Origin of the sequence: Gracilibacillus phocaeensis, assembly GCF_900626275.1 — a bacterium.
In the GTDB taxonomy this organism is placed as follows: Bacteria; Bacillota; Bacilli; order Bacillales; family Amphibacillaceae; genus Gracilibacillus; species Gracilibacillus timonensis.
Genome location: NZ_LR131143.1, coordinates 52,933 through 68,359 on the forward strand (window position 1 = coordinate 52,933; position 15,427 = coordinate 68,359).

At 36.6% G+C, this 15,427-nt stretch carries 21 protein-coding genes; 2 read left to right on the forward strand and 19 right to left on the reverse strand.

Annotated elements, in window-relative coordinates; genetic code table 11:
- Positions 1–505: 505 nt before the first annotated feature.
- From E0E32_RS04770 to E0E32_RS04780, 3 genes are all read right to left on the reverse strand, one after another.
- Entirely contained in the window at positions 506–1,792 is a 1,287-nt protein-coding gene (locus tag E0E32_RS04770; protein ID WP_130859142.1) for an IS110 family RNA-guided transposase, read from the reverse strand.
- Positions 1,793–1,927: 135 nt separating this feature from the next.
- A complete protein-coding gene (locus tag E0E32_RS04775; protein WP_130859143.1) occupies positions 1,928–2,551 on the reverse strand; it encodes an ABC transporter ATP-binding protein in 624 nt (207 codons plus the stop codon).
- 70 nt (positions 2,552–2,621) lie between these two features.
- A complete protein-coding gene (locus E0E32_RS04780; protein WP_130859144.1) occupies positions 2,622–2,897 on the reverse strand; it encodes a hypothetical protein in 276 nt (91 codons plus the stop codon).
- 386 nt (positions 2,898–3,283) lie between these two features.
- On the opposite strand from E0E32_RS04780, the gene E0E32_RS04785 reads away from it, so the two are divergent.
- Positions 3,284–4,162, forward strand: coding sequence for a hypothetical protein (locus tag E0E32_RS04785; RefSeq protein WP_130859145.1), 879 nt, complete (start codon positions 3,284–3,286; stop codon positions 4,160–4,162).
- Positions 4,163–4,192: 30 nt separating this feature from the next.
- Positions 4,193–4,915 (forward strand): hypothetical protein, encoded by a 723-nt coding sequence (locus E0E32_RS04790; RefSeq protein ID WP_130859146.1) that lies wholly within the window; start codon positions 4,193–4,195, stop codon positions 4,913–4,915.
- A gap of 752 nt (positions 4,916–5,667) precedes the next feature.
- On the opposite strand, the gene E0E32_RS04795 is transcribed toward E0E32_RS04790, so the two are convergent.
- The 16 genes from E0E32_RS04795 to E0E32_RS04860 all read right to left on the reverse strand — a co-directional run bounded on the left by E0E32_RS04795 (position 5,668) and on the right by E0E32_RS04860 (position 15,404).
- Complete coding sequence (locus tag E0E32_RS04795; protein ID WP_130859147.1) at positions 5,668–6,000, reverse strand: hypothetical protein; 333 nt, start codon at positions 5,998–6,000, stop codon at positions 5,668–5,670.
- Positions 6,001–6,268: 268 nt separating this feature from the next.
- Complete coding sequence (locus E0E32_RS04800; RefSeq protein ID WP_130859148.1) at positions 6,269–6,706, reverse strand: NUDIX hydrolase; 438 nt, start codon at positions 6,704–6,706, stop codon at positions 6,269–6,271.
- Positions 6,707–6,866: 160 nt separating this feature from the next.
- Positions 6,867–7,058: an N-acetyltransferase gene (locus E0E32_RS22800; RefSeq protein WP_130859493.1), complete on the reverse strand. Its 192-nt coding sequence runs from the start codon at positions 7,056–7,058 to the stop codon at positions 6,867–6,869.
- A 164-nt stretch (positions 7,059–7,222) separates the two neighbouring features.
- Positions 7,223–7,345 carry a hypothetical protein gene (locus E0E32_RS22580; RefSeq protein WP_286171730.1) on the reverse strand — a complete coding sequence of 41 codons (123 nt, stop codon included), beginning with the start codon at positions 7,343–7,345 and terminating at the stop codon, positions 7,223–7,225.
- A 40-nt stretch (positions 7,346–7,385) separates the two neighbouring features.
- Positions 7,386–7,850, reverse strand: a complete 465-nt coding sequence (locus E0E32_RS04810; RefSeq protein ID WP_066187561.1) for a GNAT family N-acetyltransferase — start codon at positions 7,848–7,850, stop codon at positions 7,386–7,388.
- Between the two features lie 103 nt (positions 7,851–7,953).
- Entirely contained in the window at positions 7,954–8,790 is an 837-nt protein-coding gene (locus E0E32_RS04815; protein WP_130859149.1) for a GNAT family N-acetyltransferase, read from the reverse strand.
- A 51-nt stretch (positions 8,791–8,841) separates the two neighbouring features.
- Positions 8,842–9,039, reverse strand: a complete 198-nt coding sequence (locus E0E32_RS04820) for a hypothetical protein (protein WP_130859150.1) — start codon at positions 9,037–9,039, stop codon at positions 8,842–8,844.
- 155 nt (positions 9,040–9,194) lie between these two features.
- The gene (gene fosM, locus E0E32_RS04825) at positions 9,195–9,614 is read right to left on the reverse strand and encodes a FosM family fosfomycin resistance protein (RefSeq protein ID WP_434059203.1); all 420 of its coding nucleotides are present in this window, start codon (positions 9,612–9,614) and stop codon (positions 9,195–9,197) included.
- 75 nt (positions 9,615–9,689) lie between these two features.
- Positions 9,690–10,022 (reverse strand): MazG nucleotide pyrophosphohydrolase domain-containing protein, encoded by a 333-nt coding sequence (locus E0E32_RS04830; protein ID WP_130859152.1) that lies wholly within the window; start codon positions 10,020–10,022, stop codon positions 9,690–9,692.
- 29 nt (positions 10,023–10,051) lie between these two features.
- The gene (locus E0E32_RS04835; RefSeq protein ID WP_207302268.1) at positions 10,052–10,786 is read right to left on the reverse strand and encodes an SDR family NAD(P)-dependent oxidoreductase; all 735 of its coding nucleotides are present in this window, start codon (positions 10,784–10,786) and stop codon (positions 10,052–10,054) included.
- A 19-nt stretch (positions 10,787–10,805) separates the two neighbouring features.
- Positions 10,806–11,321, reverse strand: coding sequence for a ClbS/DfsB family four-helix bundle protein (locus tag E0E32_RS04840; RefSeq protein ID WP_130859495.1), 516 nt, complete (start codon positions 11,319–11,321; stop codon positions 10,806–10,808).
- 88 nt (positions 11,322–11,409) lie between these two features.
- Positions 11,410–11,553, reverse strand: coding sequence for a hypothetical protein (locus E0E32_RS22060; RefSeq protein ID WP_162840588.1), 144 nt, complete (start codon positions 11,551–11,553; stop codon positions 11,410–11,412).
- Positions 11,554–11,728: 175 nt separating this feature from the next.
- The gene (locus tag E0E32_RS04845; RefSeq protein WP_130859153.1) at positions 11,729–11,992 is read right to left on the reverse strand and encodes a hypothetical protein; all 264 of its coding nucleotides are present in this window, start codon (positions 11,990–11,992) and stop codon (positions 11,729–11,731) included.
- 275 nt (positions 11,993–12,267) lie between these two features.
- The gene (locus E0E32_RS04850) at positions 12,268–12,801 is read right to left on the reverse strand and encodes a bifunctional transcriptional activator/DNA repair enzyme AdaA (protein ID WP_130859496.1); all 534 of its coding nucleotides are present in this window, start codon (positions 12,799–12,801) and stop codon (positions 12,268–12,270) included.
- 38 nt (positions 12,802–12,839) lie between these two features.
- On the reverse strand, positions 12,840–14,093 hold the full coding sequence (locus E0E32_RS04855; RefSeq protein ID WP_130859154.1) for an APC family permease: 1,254 nt from the start codon (positions 14,091–14,093) through the stop codon (positions 12,840–12,842).
- Between the two features lie 141 nt (positions 14,094–14,234).
- Positions 14,235–15,404: an MFS transporter gene (locus tag E0E32_RS04860; protein WP_130859155.1), complete on the reverse strand. Its 1,170-nt coding sequence runs from the start codon at positions 15,402–15,404 to the stop codon at positions 14,235–14,237.
- Positions 15,405–15,427 lie beyond the last annotated feature (23 nt).

A 15,427-nucleotide genomic window follows, 5' to 3' on the forward strand; every position in this document is an offset into this window, starting at 1 on the left:
TCCTTAAAATATCGCTGTTTTTCTATCTTTTTCTACCACATTTGGTGAAGCTATCTGGTTAAGGTGAAGGAAAGTATACGCCCGGGGGGTTAAGTATGGAAATAATAAGTAGCCCCTCACGAACTTAGCATCCATATTTATGAAAACTAAGTAAAATATACCGTATGATTGCACCTTTGGATCTCCACATTCAACATGGCGGTGGATCCTCCCATGTTTCTCGGCGTCGTGCGCGTAGATTCCTTTGTTCAACCTTACCATGTGTGGATGCCGGATATGCTTTCTAAGTGGGTCTATGCCCTAACGGAGTAGATACCGACCGGCTAATCCGTGCTTCCGATGTCATCGAATTTAAACAAATAGACAGCGTATTTTCTGTTGTATCACGCCACATTCCTGTATATCATGCATTATTTGGTTTTGGTGGAGGCATAGCCTGTTATACAAGCTATCCTACATTCGCCTGTATCAAGCATTCACGCGTTTCTGTCTGCAATCTGTCTCATCAAGCTACTTTCTGCAGGGATCTCAATGAAGGGATATCCCTCATCATGCGTTCTCCATCGAATGCACAGTTGCGCGTACCCATGACATAAAAGATCTTGATAAGCTTTCGGCCAAGTGCTACGAACGATTCTTTGCCTGTCAGTGGATGGTCCGGGCGATTTCTATAATAATGATGCAGCTGTTTGAAACCTTCGTTATTAGCTGATAAAGGGCGTGCGGCAAGGTACAGTATAGATCTTAATCGACGGCGACCACGTTTCGTAATCGTTGTTTGACCCTTGAATTTGCCCGATTGGTTCAGCTGCAGATTAAGTCCCGCTAATTTAATGATTTGGCGTGGATCTTGATAATTGGATAAATCTCCTACTTCAGCGAAAAACCCGGCAACGGTCATGACACCAACCCCTTTTATCGCGATCATTTGACGGGCACCGGGCACCTGGAGAACAAGTTCTTCCAATCGTGCTTCATGAGCCTCGATACGTCCCTTTATAGCTACATATTGATCGATTAAATAGCTGATTTCCTCTCGTGCCATGGTCAGTCCAACGGTCATACCTACACTCGTTTCAGCCGCATGTTTCAGGGATCGAGCTTGCTTGATTCCAACGCCACGCTTCGCCGCTTCTTTGATTTCCGCCAGTAAAGCCTCTTCCGAACAGGAGGCGATATCAACGGGAAGATAACCTTTTTTCAAGAAATGGATCGGTGTTTTCTTCGTCCAGTCTTTAAAAACAGTTGTAAACTCCGGGAAATAGCGATCTAGCGCATTCTGTACCTGCGCTTTTATAGATGTCAAATCTTTCTCCATTATGTCATGGAGTTTCATCCCTTCCCGCAATTCAGCATAAAGACCTTCCAGTAAAATCGGTTCATGAAAGCGTCCTGCCCGCACTACCTGTGCTATTACTTTCGCATCTTTTGTATCGTTTTTCGTTGGCGAGTCATCATCCAACTCTTTGGTGCGTTTGACTTTCGTTGGGTTAACAACCACAGCGTGCAACCCTTGTGCCTTTAAATGATAAGCCAGGTTGAGCCAGTAATGTCCTGTTGGTTCCATCCCAAACATAAAATGGGGGCGCTGTTGTTGCTCAGCAAGATGCTCTGCCCAATCCAACAATGATTGAAAACCTGTTAGACTATTTTCAAACACCAATCGTTTAGCCAGGTCGCGTCCACGATCATCTATGGCACGCGCGACATGTTTGTCCTTGGCCACGTCTATTCCGACAATAAGTGTCTTGTCTGTGATTTGCTCTAAGCGATTATTTTGTGTAGAATCCATGGTAGGAGTCCTCCTTGGTATCTAATTTCGAGGTCATCGCGATGACACTCTCTATCGTACCAAGAGGGCTCTATTTTTGTACAATCGATTCTAGCCCCACTTACCTTCATATTTTTTTATATACAGGAATGCTTTCTATAACTGTATTGTTCTAGTAAAGTAATTAATTAGTTCTTTATCATGGGTCACCATTAAAATGGTTTTCCCTTGATTATGTAAATCTTTAAAAAGCGAAAATATCAAATCTCTATTCTCAGTATCTAGTGATCCGGTCGGCTCATCTGCTAAAATTAATTTAGGATCTTTTAATAACAATCTAGCAATTGCTATACGCTGCTGCTCTCCACCACTTAATCTGAATATTTTTTCTTTATGGTAATGTTCCATCTTCACTTTTTGTAAAGCAGTGGAAATCATTTGTTTTTGTTTTGCATTTCCCATTTTTTTATGTTTAAGGGCAATTTCTAAATTCTCATATACGGAAGCATTATCAATCAAAGCATAATTTTGAAAAATGAAACCCATATGATTTCTAAGCATATAAATTTTGTCACGTCTACGCTTGACTTCTCTTCCTAATATTTCTATTTTTCCTGAATCGGGATCTTCTAATGTACCAACAATATTTAATAAAGTTGATTTTCCAGATCCGCTTTTCCCTATAATCCCAACAAATTCTCCGGGTTCCACTTGTAAATGAAAGTCATCAAAGACAACTTTTTTTCCAAACGATTTTTGTAAATTAGTGATGTTAATCATTTTCTTCTCCTTAAAACTAACGGGAATTATTAATAATTCCCGTTAGTTTTATAAATTGTATTTGTGATATTTAACTAAGAAAGGGCCTGTATAGGCAAGAATAATCCTTGACCAGTAACCGCCCTGAGCAACGGGTCCCATTTGATAAAATTTCTTTTTGTAATGCATTTTTATCAACTGATTCAACTAAATCAAAATATAATACAAGATCAGTATGATTGACATTAATAGCTTGAGTTTCATATTTTTCACGTACATAATCAGCTATATCTATCAAAATATCTTCCTCATCCTTTTTCTCTTCTTCAAATTTAACTGAAGATGAAATGAAAGCATAAACTATCATAATTAATCATACAGAGACCAAAATAATGATAGTTGATTTTTTCGTAATTAGCCCCTTTGAGTATACATCTATTATATTAACGTACACAACAAAATAACCATAAATTTATTTTCCATATTTTCAATTATAAGTATTATATAGTATAACACTCACAAATAACAAGAAGAGATTTTATGAAACCTAAATTTTTCTATTCTCATTCGTTTTCGTATTAGTAGGATTCTTGGTAATGTCTCCCGAAAAAAGGTTTACGCAGAAGAGGCTTCAACAGAGTTACCTCCAATTATGATGTTAGTCGAATCATTGGACATATCAAATGGGGATTTTTTATACTACATTTGAATGACTATAAACAATACATGTTTAAAAAAGGATGGGAATGTTACATGAGAAATATATTCTCAGGCTCTTTCGGTCAAGTAGAAGACACAGTTAGTAAAAGTTATGTAAAAAATATAGTTAATGGAATGAAGGAGTTTTCTTTTGGAAGAATTATTATTCTACTCATTTTTTTAACGGGTGTCTTCTATGCTGTATATGGATTTAGTATATACTTTGGAAACAATATGGATGGGACGTCCGTGTCACTAGACTTGAATAACGAGTACATTCCATTCTTAACAAATATTTGGTATCCAATCGTACAAGGGATAGTAATTTTAATTACCGTGGTTAACATTCTATATTTTAGAAGGAAAAATAGTGTAAAAGCATTTTTTATTTCCAATACTTTGCTTGCAATTTTTTTACTTCTATTTCTATTCTTGGTTTTTAAAATAACACAATTAGCTGTATATTCTTTTCCATTGCGTATGGTGTACACTCTTTTATTTATCTACTGTCTCGTTTATGTTTCTATTCGAAGTTATCAAAATGCAAAAGAAATGGTATTTGGAGAGAAAAAGAAAAGAAGTGCCATCGTAGAAGGCTTCAGTAGAAATAGGAAAACTATTCTAAGTGTGTTGGCAGGTATTGGTGGCCTGTATTATCTTGGCAAGGTTATTTTTCCTGCAGCAGGAGACTTGGAAACTCGCTTAATGGGAGGGTTGATCGATTTCTTGCCGTTATCTGCTTGTCTAGGTATCTTAGTATTTCTGTATTTAAATAGTGTCGTGATCCGAAGCTATTACCTTAATAAATACGCCGAAGAGTTCAGAATAAAATTCGGAGTAGACAAAAGTGAATGGTACGGGGAAAAACATAAAGATAAGGATCATACCAATGTAAAAAATCAAGACGGAATGAGAGATACGAATAATACATAGATACGTTTTACGGAGGAAAGGAAAGGTTATATGAAAAACATATTCTCAGGCTCTTTCTCACAGGTGGAAGACACAGTTAGTGAGAACTTTGCAAAAAATTCTATTGATACGATAGAGAGGTTTTCTTTTGGAAAATCTATTATATTTATCCTATTTTTTATGGGTGGGTTCTCAGCTTTTTATGGAGTTAGTATATGGATGGGAGGCAATTTGGATACCGGCACAATTGTGCTTGATACGAATAATGAGTACGTCCCATTTTTATCAAACATTTGGTACCTAATCTTACAAAGTATATTAATGGTAATTACTTTATTTGGAGGCTTATATTATAGGAAAAAAAACAATGTAAAAGGGTATATTATTTATAATACTTCTTTTACAGTTTTTGTACTCCTGTTTATGTTCTTATATTTTAAGTTTACACAATTAATCGTTTATTCTTTTCCATTGCGTATGGTGTACACTGTTTTATTTATCTTTTGTCTCGTTTATGTTTCTATTCGGAGTTACCAGAATGCTAAAGAAATGGTATTTGGAGAGAAAAAGAAAAGAAGTGCTATCGTGGAAGGCTTTAGCAGAAATAGGAAAAGTATTCTAAGTGTATTGGCAGGTGCTGGTGGTCTGTATTATCTTGGCAAGGTTATTTTTCCTTCAGCAGGAGACTTGGAAACCCGTTTAATGGGGGGGGCTGATCGATTTTGTTCCGTTATCTGCCTGTCTAGCTATCCTAGGATTTCTGTATTTAAATAGTGTCATGCTCCGAAGCTACTACCTTAATAAATACTCTGAAGAGTTTAGAATAAAATTTGGAGTCGACAAGAGCGAATGGTACGGGGAAAAGCATAAAGACAAGGATCATACCAATGTAAAAAAACAAAAGATGTAGTTTTTATGAAAGCTGGACGGAATGAGCGATACGGATAATACATAGATATGGTTTACTAAGGAAGGGAAATATATGATTATTTCGAGTGGTTTTGGACCACCCGCTAATTTGAAACTTCCTTACCTTTCATCCAATATATTTAATTAATACTTCCACCACCCTTGACCTTGTTTGTATCCATGGTAGTGTTTTTTTTTACTGGCGGAAGAAGAAAAAACAAACTTTAGGAGCTCCATCCGCACAAATAGCGTACCATGAGCAAGCAGGTTAGCACTTTGGTTAAAATGGTGGTTACAAATCAGTGACCCTTTTAAAATACAAAAAGATGCTTCATCACACAAAAATAATCATATTCCATTACGTATGGTGTATACTGTTTTATTTATTTTGTGCCTCGTTTATGTTTCTATTCAGAGTTACCAACATGCTAAAAAATGATGTTTGGGGAAAAGAAAAGAGGTGCCATCAAAGGTCTTTTATTTTTGAAGCGTATCTATTTGGGTATTTCATTAAATCGAAATCGTGGCAGTTGATAAAAACGTGTTGAATGATCACACTATGAACGACGCTTGTAACAAAGAAAGAGCAGATTTTCCCCTGCCCTTCCTTAAAAAGATTAAACTGGTTTTCTTCGCAATGTTCTAATGGCGACTTCGTGTTCGCCTACAATCTCGAAAAAAGATTTTTGGTCGTCCTTTATTTCATTTACAGTCGTTTTTAATTCTTCGATGTTTTCCACATTTTGAACAACGGTTTTCCTAATCACTTCTCTCTCCTGCTTTGCGGTAGCAAGTTCCTCTTTCATTTCTGATATGTCGCTTTTCATATTCGTTATGTCGCCATTCATTCTGGACATGTCGCTTTTCATATCTGTTATATCACTTTGCATTTCTTTCTGACGCTGGTTCATATCGTCTAAAAGCTTGACCATTTTTTGAAAATCATCCAATCGTATCAGCTCCTATATCTTCTATGCTAAGTAAAGATAGCTATCATCAGAGGGGATTCTCTTCGTTTCTCACAGTGGCTAGCACTGTGACAAAAGAATACATAATAATAAATAATCGGATATCATGTAAAAGAACAAATACAGATTAACAGGAAAAATACCTGTATTCATCTTTCCTTAATGACCTCATTTACCACAACACATATATTTTATTGTTGATTAACTAACGAGCTATTAGCACAATAAGAATTTCCGTTCCGAAAACTGACTATTCTACAACAAGGAAATTATCATCAGATAGTATATTATCTTTGACCATATTAACTTGTTCAATCATATGACCAATATTTCCTTCACCAGCATATAAAGACATATCAAAAAAGTCCTTGTTCAAATCAGACCAGTATAAAACATTTTCATCTCCTGTAACACTCACATCACGCTTTAATCTACCAGCATAAACTTCAACGTAACAATTTTGTAGATAGTATGTAAAATCCATTAAATGATGAAGAATAACATCTTTTTTGGAAATACCAGTTTCCTCCAACAGTTCCCTGTAAGCGGATTCAATACTTAATTCTCCATTCTCTATTTTCCCTCCTACTAAATTACTTAATCCTTTATATGGATTCTTTAATCGTTCACACATTAACAATTGATTCATATCGTTGTTGTAAATCATTAAGACATTATATCCTTGCACTAAATTTGCCCCCTTTATTAAATTTAACTGACCATTAGTTCAAGAAGAACAGATGAATACTTTCTATTATATCATCTATTTAAACTTTTCAAAATGATTCATCACCCACTTTTTTGCAATGTAATGTTTCGCAAGGATCAGTCGTTCTACCAGTTCTTTTTTATATTATGATGGACATTTTAACAGTTTTAAAAGTATGATTAAATAAAAACTCGTTAAATGATTCTACATAGACAAATCCATGTTTCCGATAAAAAAATTCTGCTTGATGATTACCCTTTTCAAGGTAAACGACCAACTCATCACCCGTTTGTAATTCCTGAAAGAGATTGTTTAAAAGAGCACTTCCTATCCCTTTTGATTGAAATTAGGGATGCACATAAATAGCCGAAAGATCAAACTCCTTCGCACTGCAATATAGATTAGCAAATGAAACGACCTTCCCTTCCCATTCCCCTACAAAAAAGGATGTTGTTTCTAATCTATCTTTAAGTTGTTCCATTGCATAAGCTGATTCTATATATTTTTTTGAACCGAACTAGGGATAAGCTCATTATATGCCTGTGCCCATGATAATGAAGCGATGCTTTGGACAATCGTTAAATCATCTTCGGTTGCGCGTCTTACGTGTGGACTCATCATTAATCACCTTATATTCTCATTCCCCTAAGTTTACCTGCTAAAGCTCTTTCTTCATGGAAACCACATGGAGTTTTATTCCATTTGGCTTATGTACCACTTCTTCATCAAAAATAGTGTAACCTAAGGAGCTATATAACACTACATTCTTCTGAACATCCATGCGAACCTTGCATTGAATTTCGTTTATATTCTTTTTTAAAGCAGTTTCTTCCAAGGATTTCAGTAGTTTTTTTGCAACTCCTTTGCCTTGTTTTTCTGGTACAACAGACAAGCGGTAAAAATATAATGCATTTTTTTCTTGTTTAAAGCGAACCATACCAACAGGCTCTTTCTCATCATAGGCAATGAATACATTTTCTCCATTTTGTATGGATTCTGATACAGATTGCACCGTTTCTTCTAAAGCGCTCGATGGAGGTATTTTATCTTGGTACTCTGAAAAGGCACTTCTCATTATCTGATGAACAATCGAAGCATCGGCCTCCTTCGCTAAACTTATCATTCGTTTTTTGCACCTCCTATAGATATTTTTTCATTTACATGAAACGAAGTGTTCACCACTATATGATGTTAGCGGTCCATTGTCAAATTTAGCGACTGTACTATCAAGTTGATTCAAGCGAAAAATCATACCCCACATAATTCCATACATTTCTTAACCCTATATGTTCAGCAACAGCAACAGAGGCTTTATTCATTTCCATGCAATCCCAATATGAAAGTTTATTATTTTCTAAACACTCTTCTACAAAACAATGAGCAAGTACTTGAGCGAGCTTCTTTCCTTGATGTGCCTCTAATGTTTCAATATCTATGCAATGTATATTACCAGCGACAAAACGAGAGAAGCACACACTAACTAGCTCACGTTGATAAACCATACCATATCCCATTCCATTACGTAAAAAACCTTCCGTCGACGACCAGAATTCTGTTATCTTTGCTTGCAAAAACTCGATGTTTGTTACAGCATTATCCGTATTTTTCAATAGTTTTTCTGTGATAGATACCATTTGATATCCTTGCTCTATGGTAGGCTTATTGCTCGTTATATCACTGTCTTGAGGCAAGGAGTAAACTCTTTGATTCCAACTCCCCAGCTTGCGATGTGCAAAAATTCTTTCGATTGTTTCATTCCATTTTTGATGATTTCCAATGGCCTCAAACTCTTTTAATCCAACCTTTTTTGCTTCTGGTATGATTACATGATCAATAAACTGGTTTAATGGATGGTTAAATCCTTCATTTTGTTCGCTTCCGAAAAATATAAACCCATCATTATTCCCCAGCCAAATAACTCCAGATACAGGATGATCAACATCATCGACAAAAATACGACCGGGATTTATTTTCTCCACAACGGCCATTGCTTCTAAGTGAGATTGTTCATGGAGCAGCTTCCTGCATTTATGAAAATCGGCTTTATTCCATTCTGTTATCATTAGGGCCATCTCCTTTAGATACTACGATATCCTTATTTTTAGCAAGATTGGCTATTCAACATTTGACTTTGAAGACTTTGATTTTTTCCAAACAAACATTACCAGAAGAAAAATAGCAATGATATATAAGATCGCCTCCGTTATTTTTCCAGTATTTGAAAAATCAAAAAAAGTTATCTCAGCGAATCGAATAATACCAATCATGATTAAATCAATGATAAAAGCCCGTTTATAGAATGTAGCACTCATGTCAAACTCTCCTTAAAAGATTACACTTCATCTTATTTACATGAAATGAAAACAAGATCCAATAGAAAATGGACCAGAGTATTTTTTTATATGATTGCTTATGCTGAACAAAAATAGTATGTGGAGATCCATTAGATAGTATTCCGACATACTGTTTATATGTAAAAATCCATATATGGCTTCTCCTGTTTATAATAATTCAATCGATCTTGCAATGTGCCGGTATGAAATTCAAACTTATGACCATCAGGATCGGTAAAATAAATGGACTTTTTATCCTTTTCATCTCTGGGACGACCCGTTAAGATGTTAACACCTAATTTCTCTAATTGATCATGGATACGATCAAACGCAACTTCTTCTATGGAAAAGGCAATATGCGTATAGGACTGAGTTATTTCATTCCGAGGGATATCTTTTTCCACATTAAGCGCCAGCCAGAGACCATTCAAATCAAAATATGCCGTATTTTTCCCTTTGACCAATAATTTCGCTTCAAATACCTCTTGATAAAATTGGATTGATTTCTCCAAATCAGAAACAGAAAATAGAAAATGGTTTATTCCTTTTATCAACAATGCGTCACCTCTTTATCTAATATGTTGTCTAAAAAACTCTAATAGATTATGCTGCTTTATTCACTTCATTACTTAACGCCCTTCATTTTTTACTGTTAAAAACGCTTCTAAATTTGGCGATTGATTATATTTCACTGCTGCTTGTTTATCCTTTGTTATCATAGCTTCCGTTAAATCGATATTATTTATACTAGCAATAGCTACTGCATAATGTATAACGTCTACTAATTCTTTTTCTAGTGATTCGTTCCCAGTATTCTCTTTTCTTCCCTCTAATTGATTAAGTACCTCTGCTACCTCACCAACCTCTTCCACTAGTTTCATAAATAATGCAGTCGACGTTCGGCCGTCTTTATACTTTAATGATAGATAGTTCTGTAGCTCATGAAATGTTAATTGTTTCATACGAATCCTACCTTTAGCATGATATTATATTATTCACCAGCCGTTCGCCCTCCGTCAACCACCAATGAATGTCCAGTTACATAAGACGCTTTATCCGAGCTAAGCCAGATGATGGCTTCTGCTATCTCTTCCGTTGTACCTAGCCTGCCTAATGGATGCTTGTTATTCATTTTTTTGGTTACCCGGCCAACCCAAGAAGTATGTATCGTACCCGGACAAATGGCATTCACTCGGATACCATATTCACCATATTCTATGGCTGCAGTCTTAGTCAAGCCAATAATCCCATGTTTACTAGCGACGTATGCTGCATGTTGATTTAATCCAATTTGTCCCGCTATTGACGATGTATTTACAATGGAACCAAATTGCTGTTTTTTCATCGATTGAATTTCGTGCTTCATACACAGCCAAGTCCCCTTTAAATTAACCTGGATGACTTTATCCCAATCCGCTTCGTGATAATCAGCTAACTTGGAACCGATTAAAATACAGGCATTATTTATAGCAATGTCCATTTTATTATACAGTTGATGGCACAGGGAAATAGAGTCGATAACATCTTGTTCATTGGTAATATCTGTTCGTTGAAATTGGCTTTTTCCTCCATTATCCTTTATGATGGAGACTGTTTCTTGTCCACCTTCCTCATCAATATCTGCAATAAGAACACTTGCCCCTCGATTTGCCAATTCGATAGCGACTGTTCGTCCTATTCCCGAACTTGCACCAGTAACAAACGCACTTTTTCCTTCCATATCCATCTATACCACTCCCAATAATTTATACCCCTCTGACCTTTTTCCATTTCCTAATTTTCGTCCTAAACGATTGGAATGGTGCAACGGTATTGATATGTATCCACTTCCAGATCGGCCAGCTAGACGGCGTGGTTGTAGCCCATTGTCTGCCGCCTTGTTCAAATAATTCAGTATCCTTATAGCTATCTACCAAGTCTATCATTTTCTTCACATCACGTTGAAACATAGCTGTTAATTTTTCTAGTGAATAATCAGCATATTGATCATAAAAGTGCTGATAAAGGCCGCCAAGCTTGTTCCATTTATAGTCTTTTGTCGGCGTGATAACCTCTTTCCCGTTTTTGTTATCATCTTCCCAAGACAGAATCAGGTTCATCCACCCCAATTGGTAGGCAATCATTTGTGCTGGTGTTCTGTCCACTTCATTTACAAGCGTATCTTTATCATGATCATCAATAGAATCAAATTCATCTATAAATAGGGTTGCTCTTTTCGTCATTTCATCGATTAAAGCCTGTTTATTCTCATATCCTTGCAACATTCTTCACCCTTTTCTATTGAGTAGTCGTTTCCCTTATACGAAACGCCAAGGGAAGATGACCTGATGTTCTTCTAATCCTTGGCGTTTAGTATGGCGTGAATGTACCTTTTAATTTATGTTTGTACCGTTCTAATCTTTTTATTTTCTTGAACGTAAGTAAGGATAAGATGGTGATAACGATAAGTGTCCATTCATGATCTTCTCCTCTGTTGTCGATTATTCTGATCATAACCATCCTCCCGTTTATTTTTACCATTATTTTAGCATACAAGAGCGTGCTTTTTCATGCATGAGAAGTTTTTTATCAAATGTTAAAGTAGACGTTGTTAGAACTAACCCTTCTTTTCACTGCTCAGCGATTGTAAAAAGGGTTCTACACAACATTACTTAAGTGCTCCATCATGTTAGTGATAAGTTCTAAGTGGATATTTATTATCTTCTTTACCCTTCTTTTTTATCCAACTTAATAGGAAACGAATCATTACGACAAGGATCGTGATGCCAATAGAATATTGTAATAGCATATAGAAATAACTGGAGTAAGACATCGTTGATAGGGAAGATAACCCATTCGTATCAATTGTAAGTGTTTCTCGATCTAACCAAACGGACAAAAGGATAAGGGAAATAAAGAATGATGACATGGATAGGTTAATGAATTTTTTCATATTAGTTGCTTACCTCCTTATTTATGATCACTCAACCCTTACTTTTAGTTGATGGCAAGATGGCTAAAACAACCAATTATATGCCACCTAAAACAAACCCAACTGACAAACCTTGGACAGTTGGGCATGAAAACATTTATTTGATTAATGGTTTATGCTACAGCCTTATTAACCTTTATGCAAAAAGGGTTATTCCGCTTCTTTATTTTCCTTCGCTTTACCCTTTAATACAATACTATTCACCATACTTAATCCGCCAGCAACGGCAAACCATTTCACTTATCTATTTGCTTTCTATATTGTTGCGGTGCATACTGTGTCTGTTTTTGAAACGCATGATAAAAACTGGAGTAACTTTGAAATCCTACTTCATAACAAATATCACTAAGGGATAAATTTGTGTTTTTCAACAGATGAACCGCCTTATTCACACGAATATTCTCTAGGTAGACACGTAGCGTTCTGGCTGTCTGTTTTTTGAAGATCCGTCCTAGATGATAGGGGCTTATGCCGATGTTTTGCGCTATTTGTTTCCAAGTAAGATTTTCTGTGTAGTGTCCTAGAATATATCTCTCTGCGTCATGAACGATATCCATCATGGGATTAAAATGTATCTTATCCGGCTGACATCTTTTGCAAGGACGGAAACCTGCTTTTTTTGCCTCCTCCACCGTTTGAAAAAAGGTGATATTTTCTGTTTTAGGACTTCTGGATTTACAAGACGGACGACAAAAGATTCCTGTTGTTTTCACTGCGTAGAAAAATAGACCATCATAGGCATCGTCACAGTTATTAGCGATTTTGACCATCTCGTTAAAAGAAAATGTGGTAGGGAACACCAACTTGTTCACCTCCTGTCTCTGTTTTTCTTATAAAACATATAAGCGATATAGATGAACATTACGATGAAAGGAACCATGATATAGGATTGAAAGAACGGAAAAACCAGCATACATAAAACAAAGGCAGTTAGTGAACACCACCATGGCCATGTTCCTTTTTTAAACAGTTTAACACCCGCAGCCATTGATAGAATATACACGATTATTCCTAAAGATGTAGGAATAAATAAGACATCGTTAAACGAAAGTGAAAGAGCACTTGTCATCAAAACTCCAGCACCAGCAAACATCACAACAAAGCAAACCATGGGTCTAGATAGATGGATAGTTGGATGCCGTTTAGAAAAATAAGCAGGAAAGGCACCGTCTCTGCTTAGGGAATAACCAAGCTGGGTCAGGCTTGCAACAAATGCATTCGCTGTTCCTGTGCAAATGATGAAAGCAAGAATACCAGTAAGCAATTGGGCGTTTAACCCCAGTGCGTCATTTATCATTATCGCGATTGGAGATAGATCACTCTCCTCCTCACCATACGTTCCCGTTCCAATAGTAATAAAGCTAAGAGCAAGAAAAAGGACACCGATGATGATGACACTATACATCGTACTTCTTACGATATTTTGTTTCGGTTGTTTAAAATGATTGGCAAGATTACAAATGGCCTCCCAACCAAAAAATGCCCAAAAAATAACAGTTATACTAGCCCCTACTGAACCAATTCCATGAGGCAAAAAAGGACTGAATGACTGCCAGCTGATATGGGGGAGAGCCAATACAATCGCTGTTATTAACAAAAGAAATAAACATCCACTTAACCATAATGCTAGTTTGCCACTTACTTGAATACCAAAATAATTAGTGCTGCCGGCAATAACCAGTATCAACACCGCAGATAAAGTTATTTGTAGCGAAGAAAAATTCAGAGCATTGCCCAAATAATAGGCACCGGTTAAGGCAACGATCGTTTGTCCAACTGCTGCCGTAACAAAATAAAACCAGCCTACCATATTTCCTGCATGCTTCCCAAATGCATAGCGTACAAACGTGGCAGCTCCTCCAGCGTCTGGATGCTCTCTCGCTAAGCAAGCAAAGGAATACGCAAGCGGAAAGCTGATAAGGATCACCATAAGCCAAGCGACAATGGAGGCTGGTCCAGCTATGGAAGCCGTAACTCCTGATAAGAAAAGCACACCTGATCCTAAAACCGTCGCCATATATAAAGCAATACCTTGAAACACCCCAATGGATGGTTGATGCATGTAATCACCTCTTTTCTACATGCATCATACTAATCCAGAATGGAATGCACATTCGGATTTTTGCTCTGTTATTTCGTATACGATTTTTTTAGCAACCATGGCGGTTTTCTGGAAGTCGGTTTTTTCGGTATTAAAACTTGATCACCCAACACGCAGTTCCTTTCTCTTGTAGACAAATAAGGACAACAAGATAATGAACATTGCACAACCTATAAGCAGGGTAAATGCCACTCTCAGCGACAAAGTATCGCCTAAAATACCGATTGTTAAAGGGGCAAGCAGGAAAGCCAGATAACCAAAAATAGTAACAATCGATACAGCTTCACTTCGTCTTTGATTAGATATTTTGGAAGCTATGGAAAAGGCTATTGGAGTAATGGGCGCCAAGGCAAATCCGATTAAAAAAAGCCCAACGGTTGTTAAAAGCGGTGTCGGTAGCACAATGAGGGCGAGTAAACCAATCAACACAATGATACCACAGCAGAGTAATACTTTATTCTGCTTCCATTTCATGATAACCAAGGCACTGACCAATAAACCAACTAATGAAGCTACATGAAAAACGCCAATAGCCGTCCCTCCCATAACAGAGGAAAAGTCCAAGGCTTCTCTTAAATATAGGGATAAAAAACCTTCAAGCGCATTTTCAATAAAAAAGGTGAACCATATTAATAAGCTTGGTATCAAAATACTCAGCGAAATGAAAAATTTTTTGTTGATCTTTACCTGTTCTTCCACTATCTCATCAGGAGTTTTACGTTCTTTTTTCACAAATATAGCAGCTATCCCCATCAGGAAGAGCAGCAAAGCTACTATCATGTATATATTTGTATAGTCGACACCGCTACTGATTAATATTCCTGTGGAAAAGGAGCCAATGGCAGCACCGACACTAAAACATGCGTGCAAAGGCGTTAATATCGGCTGATTGTGATCGCTTTCATAATCACCACCGAGTGTATTTGCAATTAGATCGTAGAAACTAACGAAAATACCACCTACCGCAAAAATAAGCAGTAACAGATAGAAACTATCAATAAAGGTTAACGCGATATAAAATACTGCCGCTCCAAAAAATGCAAACAGCAAGACCACTTTTCTGCTAACTTTATCAGCTATCTTTCCACCGATATAAGCACTCAACAGACCTATCAAAGAGTGTATCATCAAGCCTATACCGATTTGACTTTCGCTGATTTGTATTGCTGCCACTAAGTCTGCTAACAAAACTGCCCATACACCCGTCTGTGTTCCTAACAATAAAAATGTGAATAATAAAAATATAAGATAGCGGTTAAGTCTTTTAAACATGTATGCTCCTTTTCATTAAATTG

Bases quoted from the DNA above. Each gene is read 5' to 3' on its own strand.
- E0E32_RS22580 (WP_286171730.1), bottom strand. From the start codon at position 7,345: ATGAGTCCACACGTAAGACGCGCAACCGAAGATGATTTAACGATTGTC.
- E0E32_RS22060 (WP_162840588.1), bottom strand. From the start codon at position 11,553: ATGATCAGAATAATCGACAACAGAGGAGAAGATCATGAATGGACACTT.
- E0E32_RS04780 (WP_130859144.1), bottom strand. From the start codon at position 2,897: ATGATAGTTTATGCTTTCATTTCATCTTCAGTTAAATTTGAAGAAGAG.
- E0E32_RS04775 (WP_130859143.1), bottom strand. From the start codon at position 2,551: ATGATTAACATCACTAATTTACAAAAATCGTTTGGAAAAAAAGTTGTC.
- E0E32_RS04770 (WP_130859142.1), bottom strand. From the start codon at position 1,792: ATGGATTCTACACAAAATAATCGCTTAGAGCAAATCACAGACAAGACA.
- E0E32_RS04815 (WP_130859149.1), bottom strand. From the start codon at position 8,790: ATGATAACAGAATGGAATAAAGCCGATTTTCATAAATGCAGGAAGCTG.
- E0E32_RS04830 (WP_130859152.1), bottom strand. From the start codon at position 10,022: ATGAAACAATTAACATTTCATGAGCTACAGAACTATCTATCATTAAAG.
- E0E32_RS04820 (WP_130859150.1), bottom strand. From the start codon at position 9,039: ATGAGTGCTACATTCTATAAACGGGCTTTTATCATTGATTTAATCATG.
- E0E32_RS04790 (WP_130859146.1), top strand. From the start codon at position 4,193: ATGAAAAACATATTCTCAGGCTCTTTCTCACAGGTGGAAGACACAGTT.
- E0E32_RS04855 (WP_130859154.1), bottom strand. From the start codon at position 14,093: ATGCATCAACCATCCATTGGGGTGTTTCAAGGTATTGCTTTATATATG.
- E0E32_RS04835 (WP_207302268.1), bottom strand. From the start codon at position 10,786: ATGGATATGGAAGGAAAAAGTGCGTTTGTTACTGGTGCAAGTTCGGGA.
- E0E32_RS04845 (WP_130859153.1), bottom strand. From the start codon at position 11,992: ATGAAAAAATTCATTAACCTATCCATGTCATCATTCTTTATTTCCCTT.
- E0E32_RS04860 (WP_130859155.1), bottom strand. From the start codon at position 15,404: ATGTTTAAAAGACTTAACCGCTATCTTATATTTTTATTATTCACATTT.
- E0E32_RS04850 (WP_130859496.1), bottom strand. From the start codon at position 12,801: ATGGTCAAAATCGCTAATAACTGTGACGATGCCTATGATGGTCTATTT.
- E0E32_RS04810 (WP_066187561.1), bottom strand. From the start codon at position 7,850: ATGATAAGTTTAGCGAAGGAGGCCGATGCTTCGATTGTTCATCAGATA.
- E0E32_RS04785 (WP_130859145.1), top strand. From the start codon at position 3,284: ATGAGAAATATATTCTCAGGCTCTTTCGGTCAAGTAGAAGACACAGTT.